The 19489-nt window shown below is 58.7% G+C and carries 12 protein-coding genes; 2 read left to right on the top strand and 10 right to left on the bottom strand.

The window, feature by feature from the left end; translation table 11 throughout:
* The 9 genes from VL003_RS01205 to VL003_RS01165 all read right to left on the bottom strand — a co-directional run.
* The coding region (locus VL003_RS01205; protein ID WP_414708211.1) for a hypothetical protein at window positions 1-264 on the bottom strand (264 nt) is incomplete at its 3' end.
* Window positions 248-2110 carry a malto-oligosyltrehalose trehalohydrolase gene (treZ, locus tag VL003_RS01200; RefSeq protein WP_325438750.1) on the bottom strand — a complete coding sequence of 621 codons (1863 nt, stop codon included), beginning with the start codon at window positions 2108-2110 and terminating at the stop codon, window positions 248-250. The genes VL003_RS01205 and treZ, both read right to left, overlap by 17 nt.
* Window positions 2107-4215, bottom strand: coding sequence for a glycogen debranching protein GlgX (glgX, locus tag VL003_RS01195; RefSeq protein ID WP_325438748.1), 2109 nt, complete (start codon window positions 4213-4215; stop codon window positions 2107-2109). The genes treZ and glgX overlap by 4 nt, the downstream gene beginning before the upstream one ends.
* Before the next feature lie 3 nt (window positions 4216-4218).
* Window positions 4219-6129, bottom strand: a complete 1911-nt coding sequence (glgB, locus tag VL003_RS01190) for a 1,4-alpha-glucan branching protein GlgB (RefSeq protein WP_414708210.1) — start codon at window positions 6127-6129, stop codon at window positions 4219-4221.
* A complete protein-coding gene (treS, locus tag VL003_RS01185; protein ID WP_325438746.1) occupies window positions 6122-9547 on the bottom strand; it encodes a maltose alpha-D-glucosyltransferase in 3426 nt (1141 codons plus the stop codon). The genes glgB and treS overlap by 8 nt, the downstream gene beginning before the upstream one ends.
* A complete protein-coding gene (locus tag VL003_RS01180) occupies window positions 9544-12693 on the bottom strand; it encodes an alpha-1,4-glucan--maltose-1-phosphate maltosyltransferase (RefSeq protein WP_325438744.1) in 3150 nt (1049 codons plus the stop codon). The genes treS and VL003_RS01180 overlap by 4 nt, the downstream gene beginning before the upstream one ends.
* Window positions 12694-12746: 53 nt before the next feature.
* Window positions 12747-14297: a glycogen synthase GlgA gene (glgA, locus tag VL003_RS01175; protein WP_414708212.1), complete on the bottom strand. Its 1551-nt coding sequence runs from the start codon at window positions 14295-14297 to the stop codon at window positions 12747-12749.
* Window positions 14298-14422: 125 nt separating this feature from the next.
* Complete coding sequence (locus VL003_RS01170; RefSeq protein WP_325438752.1) at window positions 14423-15760, bottom strand: sigma-54-dependent transcriptional regulator; 1338 nt, start codon at window positions 15758-15760, stop codon at window positions 14423-14425.
* A 372-nt stretch (window positions 15761-16132) separates the two neighbouring features.
* The gene (locus tag VL003_RS01165; RefSeq protein ID WP_325438740.1) at window positions 16133-16531 is read right to left on the bottom strand and encodes a PRC-barrel domain-containing protein; all 399 of its coding nucleotides are present in this window, start codon (window positions 16529-16531) and stop codon (window positions 16133-16135) included.
* 333 nt (window positions 16532-16864) lie between these two features.
* Between VL003_RS01165 and VL003_RS01160 the strand changes: the two genes are divergently transcribed.
* Together VL003_RS01160 and VL003_RS01155 are read left to right on the top strand one after the other, a co-directional pair.
* A complete protein-coding gene (locus VL003_RS01160; protein WP_325438738.1) occupies window positions 16865-18343 on the top strand; it encodes an RNA polymerase factor sigma-54 in 1479 nt (492 codons plus the stop codon).
* A 93-nt stretch (window positions 18344-18436) separates the two neighbouring features.
* Entirely contained in the window at window positions 18437-18871 is a 435-nt protein-coding gene (locus VL003_RS01155) for a hypothetical protein (protein WP_325438736.1), read from the top strand.
* Between the two features lie 103 nt (window positions 18872-18974).
* Here the strand turns inward: VL003_RS01155 and VL003_RS01150 are convergent.
* On the bottom strand, window positions 18975-19489 hold a 515-nt coding region (locus VL003_RS01150), incomplete at its 5' end, for a phospholipase D-like domain-containing protein (protein ID WP_325438734.1).

Here is a 19489-nt window from a genome sequence, read left to right as displayed (position 1 = left end):
GGATCCGTCGTGCTCGAACACAATGGGCTGATCCGCCTCGACCTCGATCATTCTGCCCTCGTCATGCAAGGCCTCCTCGTGAAGCCGACGCAGGCTGCACTCTACCCGCACGCCGTTACCACACTCCAGCCCCATGGCATTGAGCAACGCCTCAAGGGTTTCATCCGCCACCGCACGACAGCGACCGTGTACGTCTTTCCATGCGGCGGCCAAACCGACCGCCTGAGCCAGACGATGCAGCGGTGAGTCAGGCGACGAGCTCATGCTGACCCTCCGAAGGCGTCTCTAGCAGGGCAATGACGCAATGGCCGGGAAGGCAGCCTTTGCTGCGCAGAGCGTCAATGTCGTCGCCTTCCAGGCCTGGACCCTGAAAAATAATGTCCTGCACCAAGAGCTGTGACAGCTCGGCGCATACTACGCCTTGCTCGTCCAGATTGCAGAACAGTGTCAGGCGCTTGCCGTTGCCCAACTGCCAGGCGGCACGAACCGCAAGCGGACCTAGTACTTGTGCATCAAGGCTTCGCGTACCTGCAAGACCCGGCACAAGCTGATCACGACGCAAGTCAAGCAAATGGGAGTACCAGCGTCGCCATTGCGTCGCCGCTTCAAGAGTGGCGTCAAAATTTACGTTGGAGCGACTCCAGGTTTCCGGCGCATTGGGATCGGGAATGGAGTTGCGCGAGCCTTCCTCGGTAAATGCAGAAAAACTTGCGAACTCTTTGCGACGCCCATCACGCACCGCGCGGGCCAGGTCGGGTTTGGAATGACTTGTAAAGTATAAGAATGGCGCCTTGCTGCCCAGCTCTTCGCCCATGAAGATCAAAGGTATTTGCGGAACAAGCAGCTGCAGCGCCACCGCAGCGCGCAAGGCCGTGTCAGGCACCTCCAGTTGGGTCAGGCGCTCACCGAATGCCCGGTTTCCGATCTGGTCATGGTTCTGCAAAAACAACACGAAGTAATCCGGCGACAGGCCGATTGTAGGCTCACCCCGTATCGCTCCCCGGCTTGGGTCCGGCTGACCCTGATACACAAACCCTTCAGAAAGCACCCGGGCAAGCAGTGCGGCCGGCTGGTCCCGATACGAGGCGTAATAGCCCGTGCTTTCGCCGGTCAGAATATGGTGCAACACGTGGTGGCCATCGTCATTCCACTGGGCGGCAAAGCCTTGCTGCAGCAAGCTGGCGGCGTTGTCGTCGTTCTCAAGCACCAAGTGCACATGCCGCTGAGGGTCAAGGGCCCCGCGAACAAAAGCCGCCATTTCGGGCAGCCAGCTTCGGTCGCTGATGGCGTGCACCGCATCCAGACGCAGGCCGTCAAAACCATATTCGCGAACCCAGTACAAGGCGTTTTCAGCAAAAAAGCGCCTCACCTGCGGATGACGAAAATCGATTGCAGATCCCCAGGGTGTGGAAAGGTCGTCCCGAAAAAACTCGGGGGCGTAATTGTGCAGATAATTACCGTCGGGGCCGAAATGGTTGTACACCACGTCCAGAAATACCATCAGCCCCAAACCATGCGCCGCATCCACCAGGCTTTTGAGGTCGTCGGGCAAGCCATAGGCACGGTCGGGAGCATAAGGCAGAACGCCGTCGTAACCCCAGTTGCGGGGGCCAGGGAAGTCGGCCACCGGCATCAACTCTATCGCCGTTACCCCCAGTTGTGCCAACTGGGGAAGCCGTGCGCGCAGACCATTGAAACCACCGGCCACACCACAATGAACCTCATACAACACTGTTTCGGTCCAGGGCCTGCCTTTCCACTGGGCATGTTGCCATTTGTACCGGGCCGTGTCGTAGACGACGCTGGCATCGTGCACATCGCCGTCTTGCATTCGCGACGCCGGATCAGGCAGCCTGCAGCCATCGGGCAATATGTAACGGTATCGGGTACCGGCGGGGGCAACACACACCACCTCATGGAAGCCCGCGTCTTGCGCCTTCATGGGTAATGTCTGGTCTGGCAGCTCGAGTACCAACGACTTTACGCGGGGCGCCCAAACGCGAAACCGCGTTGTCCCGTCTGGCAGGAGTGTCGCCCCAAAATGATATTGACCCGTCCACACCGGGGCCGAGCCGCCGCGAAGGTCAACCGGTGCGGCGGCAAACCTCATGCCTTTGGCCCCTGATTATTGGCCAGCAATACCAGGCCGTGGGCGCAAACCGGCACGGTGTGTGCAAGCATCTCACCGGCCGGCTGATGATCTTTACCCGTGTCAAGCAGGCAAAACCATCGACAAGGCAAAGCGGGCAGCACAAAGTCAACCTCTTCGCGACCCGCATTGACCAGCAACAAACTCACGTCGAGCTTATCGCCAGTGAGCGGCGCGGCGCGCTGAAACCCCAGCACCCGTCCTTCCGGAAACGCCCAGGCATCTTCGCTCATTTCGCAGCCGTCAATGTCGTACCAGGCTGCACGCCTGATACCCGGAGCCAGTTCAACCCCGTCGTCCTCGAAGCGCTTGCGTCGCAGGGATGGATGGGCACGACGCAGGGCGGCGGCCTGGAACACCAATTCTGCCAGCTCCTGGCCCAGGGGCTCGTGCAGGTCTGCCCAATTAAGCCAGGACAGTTCATTGTCTTGGCAGTAAGCGTTGTTATTGCCCTGTTGGCTGTTTCCGAATTCGTCTCCGGCCAGCAGCATGGGCGTGCCGTCGGACATCAACAAGGTGGCGAGCATGGCTTTCAACACGCGCTTGCGTATTGCCATGATGCTCTGATCGCTGGTGGGGCCCTCTGCACCCCAGTTAAAACTGTAGTTTTCGCTATGACCGTCTTTGTTATCGTCGCCGTTGGCCTCGTTGTGCTTGTCCGTGTACCTGACCACATCAGCCAGGGTCATCCCGTCGTGCGACGCCAAAAAATTAACCGACGACCAAGGTCTTCGGTGCCGACGGTCGAAAAAATCGGGGGTGGCGCTTAACGCAGCCGCAAAACCGCCACGCTGCTCGGCATCACCCCGCCAAAACCGACGAACGCCGTCCCGGTATCGGTCGTTCCACTCTGCAAACCTGGGGGGGTGGTTACCCAACTGGTAACCATCAGGCCCAGTGTCCCAGGGTTCGGATATGAGCTTCAAGTGCGACAACACCGGGTCTTGCAAAATAGCGTCAAAAAAACCCGAGCCCGGATCGAACCCCGTGCCTTCCCTGCCTAGGGTGACACCGAGATCAAAGCGAAACCCGTCGACCCGATAGCTTTGGGCCCAGTGGCGCAAAGAATCCATCACCATCTGCAGCACGCGGGGATGAGACAGGTTCACCGTATTGCCACAACCGGTGTCGTTAATGTAGTGGCGCTCGTCGCCGGGCACCAGACGGTAGTAACTGGCATTGTCCAGCCCGCGCCACGATAAGGTGGGCCCCAGCTCATTGCCCTCGGCGGTGTGGTTGTAGACCACATCAAGCACTACCTCAATGCCTGCAGCGTGTAGCCGCCGTATTGCCATGCGCAAACCGTTGGCGCTGCCCGAAGCCACATACCGCGGGTTGGGGGCAAAGTAAGCCAGGGTGTTGTAGCCCCAGTAGTTACGCAAATCGCGCTCGACCAGAAAATGATCGTCGAGCGCCGCGTGAATCGGCAACAGCTCCAGCGTGGTCACGCCCAGTCTCAGCAAATGATCGATAAAGGCCGGATGCGCCAGGGCATCGAACGTGCCTCGCCAACCGGGGCGTATGTCATCGCGCATGAACGACGTGCCCTTCACATGAGCCTCGTAGATGAACGTATCTTCCCAGGGCACGCTGGGGGGGTCTTGCCGTCCCCAGTTGAATTCCGTTTCAACCACTACCGCCTTGGGCACCCAACCGGCGCTGTCACGGCGATCAAGGCTTAGATCCATTTTTGAATGCTTGACCCTATAACCAAACAGCGCGTCGGACCAGCGCACGTTGCCCACTAACTGCTTGGCGTAAGGATCCAGCAAGAGCTTGTGGGGGTTGAAGCGATGGCCGTTCTCGGGGTCGTATGGGCCGTGTGCCCGATAACCGTACACCAGACCGGATTGCGCATCGGGCAGATAGCCGTGCCAGACCTCATCTGTACATTCGGGCAACGGAATCCTCCTGAGCTCCTTTCGGCCCCTCGGATCGAAAAGACACAAGTCCATCCGTGTGGCGTTGGCAGAGAAAACAGCGAAATTCACGCCCAGCCCATCGCTGGTCGCCCCTAGCGGGTAAGGTTTTCCGGCAAGGAGGGTGTCAACGGGTAGGTCGTGCATGACTCATTCCTTTGGGATCAGTATCAACGTCGCCAAGGGTGGCAAAATCAACGACAGGCAGGCGGGCTTGCCATGCGCACCCTGGGCCAGGGCATGGAGCTCGCCTGCGTTGCCCACATTGCCACCACCATAGGCAGAGGAATCAGAGTTGAACACTTCACTCCATACGGCGTGGCCGGACACCCCCACGCGGTAGTCGTGCCGAGGCACCGGCGTCATATTGCATACCACCAGCACCTCTTTACCACCTGCACATCGCTCGAACGCAAATACGCTGTTGTCTCGATCGTCGCCGATTCGCCAGGCAAAACCTTCAGGGCTGGAATCAAGCGCATGCAAAGGTGCAAGCTGTCTATACAAGGTGTTCAAATCGCGAATCATTCGCTGAATACCTGCGTGCGACGGGTTTTTCAACGCGTCCCAATCAATAAAAGCGTCGTGGTTCCACTCGGCTTCTTGTGCAAGCTCACCTCCCATGAACAGCAGCTTGCGGCCCGGGTGGGACCACATGAACGCGTAGTACGCCCGCAGGTTGGCCAATCGCTGCCACGGGTCGCCCGACATTTTCCCCAGTAGCGAGCCCTTGCCGTGCACCACCTCGTCATGCGAGAGCGGAAGGATGAAATTTTCCGTCCACGCGTACACCGTTCCGAATGTCATATCGTCGTGGTGATGCTTGCGATGCACGGGCTCTCGGCCCATATAGCGCAATGTGTCGTGCATCCAACCCATATTCCATTTGTAGTCGAAGCCCAGCCCACCCTCTTGAATCGCGGCGGTAACGCCTGGCCAGGCGGTCGATTCCTCGGCAATCATCACTGTGCCCGGACATAAGCGACTGATGGTGTCATTCAGCTCGCGCAGAAAGTCCACCGCCTCCAGGTTCTCGCGCCCGCCGTGACGATTGGGCGTCCATTGGCCCGCCTCCCTGCTGTAATCCAGGTAAAGCATCGAGGCCACCGCATCCACCCGCAATCCATCGACGTGATAACGCTGCAGCCACTGCAGCGCGCTGGCGATTAAAAAGTTTCGAACTTCGGTGCGACCAAAGTTGTAGATCAATGTGTCCCAATCGGGATGCAGTCCCTGCTGCGGGTCGGCATGTTCGTAAAGTGCCGTACCGTCAAAAAGCGCCAGCCCATGGGGATCGGAAGGAAAATGCGCCGGAACCCAATCAAGCAGTACCCCCAGACCGGCGGCATGGCAATAGTCAACGAACCAGGCAAAGTCTTCAGGCGCCCCCCACCGCGAGGTGGGAGCAAACATGCCCAGGGGCTGATAGCCCCACGAACCGCCGAAGGGGTGCTCCATGACCGGCAACAGTTCCACATGCGTGAAGCCCAGACCATCGACATAGTCCACCAGCCTGCGCCCCGCCTCGCGCCATACTGTCTGCCCTGGCTCGACAGGCAACCACGACCCCATATGCACTTCGTACACGGACATGGGTTGGTCATGTGCCTGACGACGTGCGCGCTGGGCTATCCATTCGCTGTCGTTCCACTCAAACGCCTCGTCCGCTTGCACCACCGACGCCGTGGCGGGCGGCAGCTCGGCGCGACGCGCAACGGGGTCGGCCTTCAGGGGCAGACGGCGCCCGTCGCGACCGACGATTTCATACTTGTAAAGGGCCCCGACCTGGGCGCTGGGAACAAAGACTTCCCATACGCCGCATTCGGCTCTAAGCCGCATGGGGTTGCGGCTGCCGTCCCAGCCGTTGAAATCGCCCACCACCGATACCTGCCGGGCATTGGGCGCCCATACCGAGAACCGGGTGCCGGCGACGCCCTGGATGCTGCACCAATGCGCGCCCAGGCAATCTGCCAGACGTTCGTGCCGGCCCTCGGCCAATAGATGCATGTCGAGCTCGCCCAATAACGGGCCAAAGTCGTCAAGGCTCGCATGGTCAGCCATGATCCTCTCCTGTCGGACCAGACGACTCGAAGCCTGACACGCGCTTTGCCATTCGGTACAGGCCGTCCAGGGCAATCGGCAACCAATCGGGTCGGTGCCCCGCTTCGTAACACACCTCGTAGGCCGCTTTTTCGAGCAGGGCCAGATCCAGCAGTACGCTGTCGTGGGCGGGCGCCAACCAATGTGCGCCAGCATCTTTCGCAGCTTGACGGTAGCCGGCCAAAAACGCACGGCAGGCAGTCTTTCGAAAGTGTTCGAGCAACCTGACCTGCGCTTGTCTCATGGTCTCGGTTGCGGGCAGCGCCAAGGAACTCCTGTCCGGCACATCCACGCCCTTTTCAGATGAGGCAGTTGGCGCCTCGCTTTGCGGATGTTCGGTCGACGAATCCATAAGCCCGCGCGCGGCGTAGTCAATCGAGCGGATCAGGCCGGCAACGTCTCGCCAGGGGCTGGCCTTGGCACGCCTTTCTTCTAGCGAGCGGTCGGGCTCGCCTTCGAAGTCGACCAAAAAAACATCGTTTTGCGCGATAAGCACTTGGCCCAAGTGAAAGTCGCCGTGAATGCGGCAACGCAGATGCCCGTCCAGATCGGCGCACATGGCCTCTATCGCTGACAGCAAAGCAGTCCGCCGTTCACGCAAGAAGCTGGCCTGTGCGTGGCCGATCGACGACAGCCTTTCCCGGTTTTCCCAAGCGGCCGAAACGGCCGACTGCACCATGGCGCGAATCGACTTGCCCCACCGGCGAACATCAGCTGGGGTTGCCCGCTCTGGGGCAAACGCGGGGTTATCGCTCTGACCGGACAATACGGCGTGCAATTGCGCCAGCCGAATACCAATGGCTTCAGCCACCGCGGTATAGCCGGCCAGATCCTGCTCGTAGTCGCTTTTGCTTTCTTCGGTCAGCGCCGCGTTTTCAAGAGTTCGGCGCAGGTGATCGGTGGTCCAGTTCCAGGCATCGCCCTGATTGGCGATACGAGCGTGCACCAGAGCCAGGGTATACGGGGTGCCGTCGGACTGCAGACGTGCCAGCTCACCCAGTAGTTCCGGGCTGTTTGCATAGCCGGCCCGGGTCAGGTAGCGTGTCATTTCCGCCTCGGGATGCTCGCCCGGCACCACATGCCGCAGCAGTTTCAATACTGCCGCCTCTCCCAGCAACAAAGAACTGTTCGACTGCTCTCCATGAAACCAGTCGACGTCGTCCGGACCGATATCGGCCAAAGCGGCCAGACCCGGCTCTGGCCTGAACTGCACTTCGCCGCCACCCTCGCCCGGCAACGCCAGTTTGCGGCCCGACTTGAAGCCTTCCAGCATGGCCAGGGCAAAGCCCGGCACCCCTGCTGCATCCAGCAAGAAGCCGGTTTCGGCCGTGCGCCTGACGCGAGCCAGCGCATATTGCTGTTGCGCAGCCGCCACCGAGTCCGCCCACATGGCGGCCAGCGGAACAAAGTAGCGGATGCTCTCATCGTCGCGATCCACCGTCAGTTCAGTCAGCACCACGTCGGCGTCACCGCTTAAGGGCAGCACGTAATCCAGGCCCACTTGATCCACCTGGCGATCCTGGGGAAACCAGCGCTGTCGGGCCAGATAAGACGGCAAGATCTCCTGGCACAACGCTTTGCGGGACTCGTCCAGCAGGCGGGAGCCGCTAGCGCCTCTGCGCAACACCAAAGTCAGGTATTCGGGCAATTGCTCGTGCAGAACCGCATGCCATGACGGCGGCGCCGCAGTTGCGCTGAGCTGAAACCAATAGAAGCCGTATGGCGGCAGGCTCAACATATACGGGGCCTCTGTAATGGCCGGAAAAGGTGTTCCGCCCAACAGCTCGACAGGCACCCGGCCCGCCATCGACCCCAGATCCAGTTCCACCGGCTGCGACGCATCTGAAAGATTGGCGACGCAAAGCAGGACCTCTTCTTCGTGCTCGCGCAAGTAGGCCAGTATCTTGCGATTGCCCGGAAAAATGAAACGCAGCGTGCCTCGCCCGAACACCTTGGCCTGCTGACGCTTGGCAAGCATGCGGCGAGTCCAGTTAAGCAAAGAATGGGCGTCACGCCGCTGAGCCTCGACGTTCAGTGCCTCGTACCCGTACAGCGGCCCCATCAGCATGGGCAGAATCAGGTTCTCGGGGTCGGCTCGAGAGAACCCGCCATTGCGGTCGGGCGTCCATTGCATGGGGGTGCGCACGCCGTCGCGGTCGCCCAAATGGATATTGTCGCCCATTCCGATTTCATCGCCGTAGTACAGCACAGGTGTGCCCGGCATGGAAAGCAACAGGCTGTTCATCAGTTCGATACGACGCCTATCGCGTTGCATGAGCGGCGCCAGACGGCGCCGTATGCCCAGATTGATGCGCGCGCGCCTGTCTGCCGCATAGAAATCCCATAGGTAATCGCGCTCGCTGCTCGTCACCATTTCAAGCGTAAGCTCATCATGGTTACGCAGGAAAATCGCCCATTGGCAGCTCTCTGGTATGGGCGGAGTCTGGCGCATGATGTCGGTAATGGGAAAGCGGTCGGCGCGCGCAATAGCCATATACATTCGCGGCATCAAGGGGAAATGGAACGACATGTGGCACTCGTCGCCCTTGCCAAAATATTCCTGCGCGTCTTCAGGCCACTGGTTGGCTTCGGCCAGCAACAAGCGGTCGGGGTAGTGCGTGTCCATGACCGCCCTGATGCGGCGCAACACCTCATGCGTCTCGGGCAGGTTTTCGTTGTTGGTGCCCTCGCGCTCGACCAGATACGGCACGGCGTCCAGCCGCAGCCCGTCCACCCCCATGTCCAGCCAAAACCGCATCACGGCGATGATCTCGTCCAGCACCCGGGGGTTGTCGTAATTCAGGTCGGGCTGGTGCGAATAGAACCGGTGCCAAAAATAGGCTCCCGCCACCGGGTCCCATGTCCAGTTTGATTTTTCGGTGTCGCAAAAAATAATTCGGGTGCCTGCATAGGCCTGGTCATTGTCGGACCATACGTAGTAGTCACGCGCCGCCGATCCGGCCTTGGCATGCCGGGCCCGCTGAAACCAGGGGTGCTGGTCCGACGTATGGTTGACGACCAGTTCCGTGATGACATGCAGCCCTTTGGCATGCGCTGCCCGAATGAATCGCCGTACGTCGGCCAGGCTGCCGTAATCGGCATGCACGTCACGATACTGTGCAATGTCGTAGCCGTCATCGCGACGAGGGGACGGGTAGAACGGCAACAGCCAAACCGTGTCAACGCCGAGCTCGGCAATATAGTCAAGCTGTGAGATCAACCCCTTGAAATCACCGACTCCGTCGTCATTCGAGTCGAAAAACGACTTCACATGCAGCTGGTAAATAACGGCGTCCTTGTACCAGCCTGGCTGATTGCGCGACACCACTTTTGAGTCTTGCCTGGCGGTTGCCGACCCGGCTTCATTGCGAATGTTCATTGCAACCCCCGTACCCGCCAGATAATGTAGGGCCGCTCGGGGGTAAGCCGAACTTCATGATGCTTTCCCCGCAACTCGAACATCGTGTTGGTACAAGCGTCCTCAAACTGCACCGCAGCATGGTCGGGCAGGCCCCATAACCACAAGGGCAACTCTATCGACGCGCTGCGAACTTCATGCGGATCAAGGCTGATGGCCACCAGCACGATGTTGTCCGCTTCGGTGGTGGCCTTGGAAAAGAACAGTACGGCGTCATCGTGCGCCGGATGAAAACGCAAGCCCAGATGCGTATGCAGCGCTGGATTCGCCTTGCGGATGCGATTCAACTCGGAAATTTCTGCCACGATGTTGCCGGGCCGGTTCCAGTCCCATGTACGCAATTCGTATTTTTCGGAGTCCAGGTACTCTTCTCGCCCAGGCAGCGCGTTGGCCTCACACAGCTCAAAGCCGTTGTACATGCCCCACGAGCCCGACAGTAGCGCAGCCAGAGCTGCCCGTATCAAAAAACCCGCCCTCCCCGACGTCTGCAAGAAGTACGGATTGATGTCGGGCGTGTTCACAAAGAAATTAGGACGAAACAGCAGACTGGCCGGAGGGGACACGAGCTCTTCCAGATACGAGGTGAGCTCACGTTTATCGTTGCGCCAGGTGAAATAGGTATAGGACTGTGAAAATCCCAGTTTCGCCAGCCGATACATCATTTTCGGCCGCGTAAAGGCTTCAGAAAGAAAGATCACATCAGGATGACGCGCGTGGATCTCGCCCAGCATCCACTCCCAAAACGGTAAAGGTTTCGTATGCGGGTTGTCTACCCGAAAAATCCGAACGCCCTGCTCTATCCAGTACAAAACCGCATCGCGCAAGGCCCGCCATAGCGATGCACGGGCCTTGGGCTGCAACGCACCCTGATAGAAATCGGGATTGACAATATCTTCGTAGCGTTTCGGCGGATTCTCGGCAAAGCGCAATGAACCGTCTGCACGCCAATTGAACCAGCTGCTGTGTTCAGTCAACCACGGGTGATCCGGAGAACACTGGATCGCAAAGTCCAACGCCAGCTCCAGGCCGTGCGCGCGTGCTTCCTCAAGCAACTCCAGGAAGTCGCCAAGCGTTCCTAGCTCGGGATGTATGCTTTCGTGCCCGCCTTCGGCAGAGCCTATGGCGTAGGGGCTGCCTGGGTCCTCTGGCTGGGCCGACAAAGCATTGTTGCGACCCTTTCGGTTGGTCGTGCCAATAGGGTGTATGGGCGGAAAATAAAGCACGTTAAAACCCATATCGCGAATAGCCGGCAGCCTGCGCCGCACGTCTGAAAACGTGCCATGCTTTCCCTTAACGACACTCTGAGAGCGCGGAAACAGCTCATACCAGGCTGAGAAGCTGGCTTCGCGCCGCTCGACCATCAGGGTATGTACGCCGTTCTCAGGCGTCTGAAACGGGCGCGTATCGGCTACCGCCATGGCTTGTTCCGTACGCTCTGACAACAGCACCTCGGCGCTGCCGGCTTCAAGCACGCTTTGAAGGTGGGCGGCGGCTGCAGGCGCATCGGGCCCCGCACAACGCGCCGCCTCGGCGACCATCAACAGCCCTTCCTTCAAGTCCAGGTCAATATCTTGTCCCGCATCACGACGCTTTTGCAAACCCGCACAATACGATTTCCACACATCAAGCCAAGCCGTAATGCGGAACATGTATCGACCCAGGCGCGTGGGCGTAAACGCTCCACGCCAGCGATCATTACCGATCGCTGTCATGACCGTTTCGTGCCAGGCGGTTTCGTCTGCGGCCCGCCAAGCCAAACGCACTGCCAGTTGATCATGGCCATCCATGAACACATCGGCCTCTATCACCACCGGTGCGCCCAACGATGCCTTGGCGGCAAACCGGCCTTCGTCTACGGTGGGCTGCACTTTCTCGATGGCAATACGCGCATCATTCATCAAGCCAAGACCAAGCTGACGCTTCTGCGATGCCGATGCCACGGGTGGACAAACCGGCGTGGCGCGTCGAGCCGTATAGCGTTGGAAACCGGCCGGGTCCAGATAGTCTGGCGCCTCGCAGGGGTACAGAACATCTGCGTAACTATCGGGCAGCCGGGCCTGGACCAACGACCAGTCCAGCGGAACCGCCATAGCGTTGGACGGGTTCAATACAAGGCCGGCGCCCCCACGAAACAGGCTGCTGCTTTCGCTTAAAGGCCCCAGCGTTACCAACAGCGCAGCATCAACGCACCGACCAGACGCCACCCAATCGTTTACAGCGCGCAGCGCAGGCTGCTCCGCGGCCTGAGCAACGCGATGCGAAATCAGAATGCCGTCTCCCGCGATCGCTGCCATCCATAACTGACGCTGCCATATCGCTTCTAGGTGTTGAAGATTCAGTGCCGGTCCGCCGGCTCCTTGTTCAAGGACTGGAGAAAGGACCGGGGCCACTGCGCGCAGGCGTGCGTGTTCTTCAGCAAGCCACCCATCGCGGCAATTCCACCACGGAAGCGACAAGAACGTATGATCGAAACTCGCTTCGCGAAGTGGCAGTAACTGCTCGGCGGCCAAACCGGGAGTCCAGGCAAGGAAGCGTGCTTCCTGCGACGCACTGCGCACTTCTGCGATCAGTTGCCCCCAATCGCCCGGCCCCAGCCCGGTCAGTGCCTGACACCGGAAACCGGCGACCCCCACACTGCACCACTGCGACAGGCGCGCCACCCAATCGGCGAGCAAGGCCTTATTGATGCGGCCTTGACGCAAATGAGCGTATCGCAACCCCCGGGGACGGATCACACGCGGATCAAGCGGCAACTCAGGTTCGTCAAACCAGTCGGCATGCTCACTTGCCAAGACACTATCTCGGCCAACCCGGTCAAGAACGACGTCGGTGTAGAGGTGGAGGTCTGTTTCCGAGCAGACCGCAGCCAGCTCGCCCAGCACGTGAGACATCGACTCGTCATGCCCGCCCCCAAAAGCAAAATAATCGGGATCTTGCGTTGTGCCGCTTTGCCCTATCCACAAGGGCGGGGTAAGGACAGCATTGAACCCGTCGGCCTTGGCCTCGCAGCACAGAGTGCGCCATGCAGAAAGATTTGAGACGACGCCGTTGGGCGCGTCAACATACAGTATTCGCTTCGCGTCTTCTTCAGCCAGTATCTCGCTCATCGGCATTTATCCCCATGACGGGCTTCGCGCCCCACACGTGTGTGTTCGTCGTTCTAGGCCGCCACATGAACCTGTGGCACCGGCTTCATGGGGGATCCCACCGCTACGGGCTTGGTCGCGGCCGCCGCACGTCGATCGGGTTCCGTATTGCCCGGGCAGAGCGCCAGATAGCACTGCAGATAAGCCGGCGCAGCTCGCTCCCAACCAAAATCTTTTTGCATGGCATTACGCTGAATGCATCGCCACAATGTCGGGTTGGCACGCAGACGTATCGCCCGCTCGATGGCGTCATACATGGATTGCTCGTCTTCGCCCTGGAACAATAAGCCGGTCGCTGCCGCCATCGCGTCTTCAGACGCGTTTCTGCCTGGGTCGTGAATCGTATCGACCATGCCTCCTACCCGGGAACCTATCGGTACGGTCCCATACCGCATCGCGTACAAGGGCGTCAGGCCGAAAGGCTCGAAGCGGCTGCCATGGAGCAACATGTCAGCCCCGGCATGAAGCAGATGCGCAACTTCTTCCGAATATCCGATGTGCACGGCGCAGCGGCCTGCATAGCGTTCGCTCATGGCTCGTAATTGCGATTCAATGTGTTTTTCGCCGCAGCCCACCACGCACACCTGCACATCCGGGTGTTGCTCCAGCACACGAGGTAAGGCTCGTACAGCGACATCGGCCATTTTCTGCCCCGTCAGCCTGCTACCCATGGCAAGCAAGGTCGTATTTGCCGATGGATTCAACCCAAAACGCGCTTGCAGCTTGCGTTTGCAGAGGGACTTGTTACGCATGTCGTCGGCGTCAAAATGGCAACCGCGTAGGAATGGGTCGGTGGCGGGATTCCATAGGGAAGCATCGATGCCGTTGGGGATGGCCAACAGGTCAGCCTGCCGCGAGCGCAGCAACGCATCCAACCCGCAACCAAACTCGGGGGTAAGGATCTCTCGCCGGTAGTTCTTGCTGACGACCGTGATCTTGTCTGCACTGACAATACCGGCATGCAGAAAGTTAAGCCTGCCGTCCTGAAAAGCCCCAGACTCAAACGGCTGCAGGTCGGCTTGACCTGCCTGAGCCACATCGCAAGAGCCCTGGAACGCAATATTGTGGAGCGTAAGTACAGTGTGAACGTCTCGAACCCCCAATTGCCGCAAGGCCAGCGGAGCCAAGGCTGCGTGCCAATCATGAGCGTGCAACACATCGATTTTGCTCACGCCGCATACCCCTGCAGCGACCCGTGCCGCAGCGTGCGACAATGCAGCAAACCGTACACCATTGTCCGGGTACTCTGCGCCGAACTCATCAACGTATACGCCCTCTCGATCGTAGAGTGCTGGATTATCCAACAGCAACACCCCTACTCCGCTATCAGGGCAATGACCCTTGATGAGACGCGCATCTCCACCCGGTAAGCCATGCAAGCGGCCGAGGGCATGCGGGCGGCGCAAGCGTGCGATCACGCCGCGATACGCGGGCAGCATCATTGTTACGTCGACTCCCATCGCGTGAAGCGCACCCGCCATGCCGCTAACGGCATCACCAAGCCCACCGGTTTTCGCCAAGGGATACGCCTCGGAAGCAACTGTCAGAATTTTCAGCGCCACAATGTTCTCCAGTATGGTTATCGGTGCTGAAACGTTCAGAGCAATCTATGTGCCCACACGACGAGCCTGCGCTGTACGCTGGATCCGGGAGAAAGTGGAGGAAGCTGCGGGTTTCGGGGCGGCCCTGCTTACGACTGATCAGCGGCTTCGGATAGTTCGCCGTATTCTTCAAGCCGGTTGTAGAGGGTTTTAATGCTTATACCCAGCGTTTCGGCCGCCAGCTTCTTGACGCCTCCACACTGCTTGAGCGTAGCCAGAATCAATTGCCGATTGGCGTCGGCCAATGGCACACCGACGGGAACAAGTATTTCTGCGCCTGCCGGGGGCGGCTGTTCGTGAAGATCGAAGGTGTTGAAGTCGCCCTTGATGAGATCGTCGGCCAATATATAACTGCGGTAAACAAAGTTGCGCAACTCGCGCACATTGCCCGGCCAACTGTACCCCCGCATGGCCTTCAGCGCCTCGGGGGAAAACCGCTTGTTAGTCTTTCCTTCAAGATTGAACTGATCCAGAAAGTGTTGAGCCAGCAATACGACATCATCGTCCCGGTCGCGCAAAGGCGGCAGCTGCAGTGGAAACACGCTTAAGCGGTGGTAGAGGTCTTCGCGCAGTACGCCTTCTTTAACGGCTTGCTCGGGGTTTCGGTTGGTGGCGGCCACCACACGCACATTGGCCTCGATTTCTTGTTGCGTACCGACGCGCATGAACCGCCCGCTTTCCAGCACACGCAATAGCCGGACCTGAAGCTCCATCGACATCTCGGTAATTTCGTCGAGGAACAGGGTGCCCCCCGAGGCCCGCTCGAAGTACCCCTTGTGTTGGCGGTCGGCCCCGGTGAAACTGCCTTTTTCGTGGCCGAATAATTCGCTCTCGATTAAGTTGGGCGAAATGGCGCCGCAATTTACGGGCATGAACGGCTTGGCGTGACGCGAGCTGGCCAGATGAATCGCTTCGGCGGCCAGCTCTTTGCCCGTGCCGCTTTCGCCCACCAACAACACCGTGGCCGAGGTAGGCGCCACTTTTTCAATATGCGCACACAGCAGTTCGATTGCCGGCGACCGGCCTATGATTTTTGCAAAGCTGTTCTCGGCACCCTTCGAAGGCTCGGCCTGCAACATGCCCTTGATCTCGCCTAGCAGGCCTCGAAGGTGGCGTAACGCCACAGGCTTTTGCAGGTAGTCAAGCGCCCCGCCGCGCAAGGCCTGAATGGCGCTCTCGACGGTGGAATGACCGGTAATAAAGACAACCCGCGTCTCTGGTAGATCAAGGCGCTGCCAGAGCTCCATACCGTTGCCGTCTGGAAGATGCATGTCGAGCAAAAGGACGTCTGGACGGCGCCGTTCGATCAATATGCGGGTCTGCCGCACGTCTCCTGCCTGGTCGACGTCAAACCCTGCTTCTTCTGCAACTTCGGCAATTAGTTGCCGTGTTTCCGGTTCGTCTTCGACAACAAGTAAATAGGGCAGAGTCATTGTTGAAATACGATCGCACTATGTTTGTCGCAGCCGCCTACAGTAGGATCTGCGGGAATACACCTGTTCTGGCTTGTACGGACTATGGTAAGCGTTCTGAATTAATACAGAAGTAAATCGAAATGACATTCGCAACAGAATGATGCCCCATGACTCTGAAGCAATTTCTAACGCTGACACGCCTTAATTGATCGAGTGCTGAATTTACAACCACTCTACCGCATTCAGGCTGCGGCTGGTGAAATAGACAGGAAATAATACAAAAAAACGACCTGGTTATTGTTCCAGGTCGGCCAAATCATTACCGTTTGATCTACTCGTCAAACAACTTACACCCTACTCGAAAACCTTAGAAGCAGCGGGCGCTTACCAATAAGGGGCTTGATTGTAATACTCGTGTGTGCGCGTGGCCCACGCCACATCAGCCATGCGCGGCCAATGATTTTTATCGAAACCTTCGGCGTCCTTTAATTTTTGCTCGTCCATATCCAACAAGAAACACTTGCGTTGGGTGTCCAGGGTAAGCGCGTTCCAAGGTATGGCGAACAACTTGTCTCCCATACCCAGTATGCCCCCACGTGACAAAACGACGTACGCGATACGGCCCCGCGGAACGTCAAGCATGATGTCTTCAATCGTTCCTAGTTTTTCGTTCGACAAGTTGTATACATCGTTGCCGTCCAGCGTACTGGCAGCCATTATCTCGGGGCCAGGGCCTGGTCCGGTTTCATGCGGGTCACGGATAATCGGTGTTTGCTGTCCCATTTGATTCTCCTAAAAATTAAGCCAAGATTTTGTCTTGTGCGACTGTAAACACAGCAATCACTGTGCCGAATCCCGCCACGGCAAGGCGAGTCGTGTCGTAAACCAAGAAGGCGGGCGCCTCACGCACTTCTTACATTGCCCGGTAATTTCTTTACTGCCGGCGGTAACGGCGGCTTACCGTTTCCTCGAAAGAATACGCCCGAAAAGGCGAGGTTCGAGTGAAACCCACAAGTCACTGCTTTACATCTGCTTTCATTGAACTGGCACGGATATTGCGTGATTGGTTATAGCATCACCCCGCATGCGAAATGCCACCACGAAGGAGAATCCAAATTGGTACAGATCGCCTACGAACTGCGCGCCCGTCAACAAACCAGCCTGACGCCACGATTGCAGCAGTCGCTAAAACTTCTTCAAATGTCCACCCTGGATTTCAGCCAGGAAGTGGCCCAGGCCATTGCCACTAATCCGTTCCTGGAAGAGCCTGAGAGCGAGCCGACGGACCCAGGCGACACCGCCGGCTCGGCCACCGACCACGACGCGGCAATAGCAAGCCCTGCGCCTCAGCCCGCACAAGCCGCCGCCGATAATGAAACAATGGTGGCCGAGGAGTCGATCGAGGTCTTGCCCGAGCACATCGAGCCGTCATCGAATTATTCAGGCGATTACCCGACATCACGCGCCATAGAGGGCAGCGATACCGATGTGGGCCAATGGGCGCGGGCATCTACCGGGCTGCAGGACTCATTGCGAGAAAACTTGCGGTCCTATTCGCTAAGCGACCGGGATCGCCTTTTGACCGAACTTATCGTAGAAGCACTGGACGACGACGGCTACTTGCGCGCCGAGTTTTCCGAGCTCGCCGATAAAGACGCTTTCTCGCCGCCAGCCTCTGAGTGCGAATGGACCACCGCCCTGAAATTGATTCAGCAACTTGCAGCGCCCGGCATCGCTGCACGCAACCTTGCCGAATGTCTGACACTGCAATTACAGGCGCTTCCGGCCGACACCGAATGCCGGGAACTGGCCATACGCATCGCCAACGACGCGCTCGAAAAGGTCGGGCGTTCTGACTACAACGGCATGATGCGAAGCTTCCATTGCAGCGAGCGAGAGGCGCGTGCCGCATGCCTGCTGATACGGGGGCTGGATCCGCGACCCGGAACCCAGTTCGCCGGCATCGACCCGTCTTGCTACATTGTGCCCGACGTGATCATACGCAAGCTGGGGCGCCACTGGATGGCGATATCCAATCAAGAGGCCGTGCCTCGTGCCCAACTGCACACCACCTATGCCCGTCTTTTCAAAGAAAGTCGCTACAACGAGCGCGCTCCGATGGCCAAGGCATTGCAGGAGGCACGCTGGCTGATACGCAGCCTCGAACAACGCAACACGACCATTCATCGGGTTGCCCAGGCCATCGTGGCCCGACAGCAAACGTTTTTTGACTACGGTGACGTGGCATTGCGGCCGTTGATGCTTAGCGAAATCGCCGAAGAGCTGGGCATGCACGAATCAACCGTGTCGCGCGCCACCAGCAATAAATATATGTCCACGCCCCGAGGAATATTCGAGTTCAAGCATTTCTTCTCACGGGAGCTGGCTACGCGCTCGGGCGGCACCTGCTCGGCAGGGTCTGTGCGCGCTTTAATCCAGGAGATGATCGACGCCGAGGACCCCAACGAACCGCTTTCTGATGTAGTGCTTGCGCGCAGACTGGCGGGCCAAGGGGTGGTTGTGGCACGTAGAACCGTCTCTAAATATCGGGCACAAATCAAGTACCCACCTGCCGAACTAAGGCGCGCTCCATAACAAGGCACAGCATTTGCTTGATGGCAAGCACGACAGGCGGGGCAGGTGCCCATCAGCCTGAACGGTTACTGACCTTGATAAGGAGTTTCATACATGAAGATGCTAAAGCCAGCGTTAGGTACATTGCTTCTGGGCTTCAGCCTGACGGCGTTTCATGCCGCAGCCCAGACCCCCGCCCAAACCAACGGAAACGCCGCAACGACGCAACAAACCACCCCCTCTCAAAGAACCGGTAACAGCGCCGCCATGACGGACGAGCAAATGGAGCAACGTTATGAAGCCGAGAAGAAGCGCTGCGAAAACCTGAGCGGCGATGAGAAGGACATCTGCGAAAAACAAGCAGATTCGAACCGTGAGGCCGCCAAGGCCGACAGTGAGCGGGATGCTAAAACCGCCGAGGCCAACCGTGAGGCCAACAAAGAAAAAAAAGATGCCCAGTACGAAGTAGAGAAACAAAAATGCGAAGCGCTCTCGGGCGATGCTCAAGATCGTTGCATGTCGGACCTGAAGACGCGGTACAACCGATAGTTCAAGCTGGACGTGTGCCGGCCCGACGTAACTGGGCAGGCCACACGCAAATTGGGCGAATTTCCAATTGCGTGGAAATTCGCCCAAGCTGTATTGGCCGGCCCTACAACAACCACTCTATGGGCAGGTGGGACAATATCCAGACGCCCATTTGCAGCAACAGGCCGGCACCAGGTTCGGCCGTGTGCACAATGGTTTTACCGTCGCGCCGCTCGTGCCAGCGCAATTGCCCTGAGTCGGTCAGGCGGACCTGATACGCAATATCAACGGCCTGCTCTTGAATGGCCGCGGGCAGGCGCTGAGCCAGGCCGGGGCTATCTATGACAAATCCGTTCTCGGTATTAAGCCTCGCTGAACGCGGATCGAAATTAAACGAACCAATGAAAATCCGCTCGCCGTCTACCGACAGGGTTTTGGCGTGGAGGCTGGAGGCCGAGCTGCCGGTAAGGCCTCGGTCGTGAAATGGCGCCACAGACGACTGCTGTTTGATCTCGTACAGCTGCACACCCGCTTGCAACAGCGGCTTGCGCCGCTTGACATAGCCAGCATGCACCGCCGCAACGTCGGTTGCTTCCAGTGAATTGGTGAGCACCGTAATCTCGACTCCTGACCGAGCCA

This window comes from Pusillimonas sp., assembly GCF_035515275.1.
In the GTDB taxonomy this organism is placed as follows: domain Bacteria; phylum Pseudomonadota; class Gammaproteobacteria; order Burkholderiales; family Burkholderiaceae_B; genus Pusillimonas.
This window is presented reverse-complemented; position numbering and strand designations above follow the sequence as displayed.

What these genes read in the sequence shown, in the direction of transcription:
- glgB (WP_414708210.1), bottom strand. Translation starts at nt 6,129, where the DNA reads ATGGCTGACCATGCGAGCCTTGACGACTTTGGCCCGTTATTGGGCGAG.
- VL003_RS01155 (WP_325438736.1), top strand. Translation starts at nt 18,437, where the DNA reads ATGAAGATGCTAAAGCCAGCGTTAGGTACATTGCTTCTGGGCTTCAGC.
- VL003_RS01180 (WP_325438744.1), bottom strand. Translation starts at nt 12,693, where the DNA reads ATGAGCGAGATACTGGCTGAAGAAGACGCGAAGCGAATACTGTATGTT.
- treS (WP_325438746.1), bottom strand. Translation starts at nt 9,547, where the DNA reads ATGAACATTCGCAATGAAGCCGGGTCGGCAACCGCCAGGCAAGACTCA.
- VL003_RS01165 (WP_325438740.1), bottom strand. Translation starts at nt 16,531, where the DNA reads ATGGGACAGCAAACACCGATTATCCGTGACCCGCATGAAACCGGACCA.
- treZ (WP_325438750.1), bottom strand. Translation starts at nt 2,110, where the DNA reads ATGAGGTTTGCCGCCGCACCGGTTGACCTTCGCGGCGGCTCGGCCCCG.
- glgX (WP_325438748.1), bottom strand. Translation starts at nt 4,215, where the DNA reads ATGCACGACCTACCCGTTGACACCCTCCTTGCCGGAAAACCTTACCCG.